Annotated in this window: 1 protein-coding gene; it reads right to left on the minus strand. The window is 67.4% G+C overall.

All coding sequences use genetic code 11. From position 1 onward, the window contains the following. Positions 1 to 25: 25 nt before the first annotated feature. Positions 26 to 2,104, minus strand: a complete 2,079-nt coding sequence (locus TR48_RS38020; protein WP_042375452.1) for an ISAzo13 family transposase — start codon at positions 2,102 to 2,104, stop codon at positions 26 to 28. Between the last annotated feature and the right edge of the window lie 60 nt (positions 2,105 to 2,164).

Here is a 2,164-nt window from a genome sequence, read left to right on the forward strand (position 1 = left end):
GCCGTCAAAGAACAACATGGTGGTGTCACGCACTCTTTGCTGGTGTTGAGGCCAGGAGTTCGGCCGCAGTGGCGTATCGGTGCTCGGCTGGGGCGATTGCTGGCCCGTGGTCTTCGAGTACGGGCAGGACGTCGTTGATCGCGTTCCACAGGGTGCTGCGGGAGACGTCGAAGAGTTCGGCGAGGGTCTCCAGGGTGCAGATGTGGCGCCTGTAGAGGATCGTTGCCAGGATTCGGTCGGCATCGGTGATCTTCTGCCGGAAGACGCCGCCTCGGGTGCCGGGTCGGCGTTCACCGCCGCGGTGTCGGTACCGGCGCTTCTCGATCGCGGCAGCGTAGGGCACCACGAGTTCTTCGAGGAGAGCGTGCAAGGCTCGTCGCGTCATGCCGGTCAGCGCGGCGGTGGTGAGCGCGTATCGGCTCGGCTCCATCGGCGCCTGCTCGGGATCGGCTTGGGTGATGAAGGCCTCCAGATCCTTGGCGCGGCTGAAGTAGCGGACCACCGTCGGCGTGATGCTGATCTTGTGTTCGTCCAAGAGCTGCCGGGTGGCCTTGATCGCTTGGCCGATGGTGACCGGGTTGATGCCGAGTAGGTCGCACAGCACCTTCTGCGGGCAGACCTGCCGCAGGTAGACCACGGTGACCAGGAGCTCGTCCGCGTTCGAGAGTAGGGACCGGTTCCGGCCGGTGGTCGCGACGCGCCTGCCGCCTCGCAGGACGTAACGGCGCTGTTCCCGGCGGGCCTCCTGGTCCGGGGCGAGCTTGGACCGCAGGTTCTCCAGTTCCATATCGCTCATTCCGGTCAGGCGGGGATCGGCCAGCATGCGCAGTGCCAGCATGCGGGCGGCAGCGCGCTCGTCGGCGCCCTGCGGTGCCAGGGCGTCGTCGGCGGCGGGGGCGATGGTGTAGTTCCACTTCCCGTGTCGGTCGTGGGCGGTGATCGGCAAGTCCTGCAGCTGTTCGCGGCTGACCTGGATCCCGGTCGGGTAGGAGCCTGGGTCGAGGGCGGCTTCGACCATGAGTCCCGTTGTCGTGGTGGTTGCGGCGATGGTGTTGAGGATGACCTCGTGGCTGGTCAGGGGTCTGCCGCGCCAGTTCATGGTGATATGCGAGAAGAGCCGGTGCTCGATCTTGTTCCACTTCGACGTTCCCGGCGGGAAGTGGCAGACCGTGACCGTCAGGCCAGTCTCGGCGGCGAAGGAGGCCAGTTCGGACTTCCAGAGCCGGTAGCGGTAGCTGTTCGAGCCGCCCGCGTCGGCCGTGATCAGCAGTCGTGTCGCCTGCGGGTAGTCGGAGGAGCCGCGGGCTTGCCACCAGCGGCGGATCGAGGCGACGGCGAACGCGGAGGTGTCGTGGTCGACGCCGACGTTCACCCCCCCGGTGTTCGCCGTCATGTCGTAGATCCCGTACGGGACCGCGGTCTCGACGTGCGGGCCGGCGAAGAGGCTGTGGGCCTCGACCTGGACCGGGTTACCTTTGAGCCGCCACTCCTGCCCGGCCATCGGCAGCAGGCCCACCTGCTCCTTCTTCTTCGAATCGACGCTGATCACGGGCTGGCCTGTGGCCTGGTGGTCCTTGACCTGCTCATTGATGTAGCGGAACTGGGCGTCCCGGTCCGGGTGTTGGGCACCCTCCAGGGTCTTGGCGGTGCCCTGCAGGCTGAAGCCGTTCTGCTTCAGCAATCGTCCGACGGTGGGTGCGGTGACCCGGTGACCCTGCCGGGACAGCTCGGTGGCCAGGTGCCGCAGCGACTTCGTGGTCCAGCGCAGCGGCGACATCGGATCTCCCCGCTCATCGGGCTCGGCCAGTCGCAGCAGGGCCGTGACCAGGTCCGGGTTGGCCGCTTCGACCCGTAAGCGGCCACCTCCCGGACGGCGGGCACGGCCTTCCGGTAGGAGCTCGCCGCCCGCTTCGAGCTCGAACACGCCCTTGCGCACGGTGGTCTCGCTCGCCCCAGCCGTCTGCGCGACGAGGCGCACGCCACCATGGCCGAGCAGCCGTGCCTCGGTCGCCATGGCCAGTCTGCGCTGACGCTCATTCAAGTGCGATAGCAGTACAGCGAAACGCTGCGTGAGCTGGACGCGGGTCTCGTCGGATATGCCCATACCACGCCAACGACGGCCGCCCCGGGAAGCAACGCGTTGTTCTTTGACGGCTTCGGTGAA

The organism is Streptacidiphilus neutrinimicus (genome assembly GCF_000787815.1).
Lineage (GTDB): Bacteria > Actinomycetota > Actinomycetes > Streptomycetales > Streptomycetaceae > Streptacidiphilus > Streptacidiphilus neutrinimicus.

What these genes read in the sequence shown, in the direction of transcription:
- TR48_RS38020 (WP_042375452.1), bottom strand. Translation starts at nt 2,104, where the DNA reads ATGGGCATATCCGACGAGACCCGCGTCCAGCTCACGCAGCGTTTCGCT.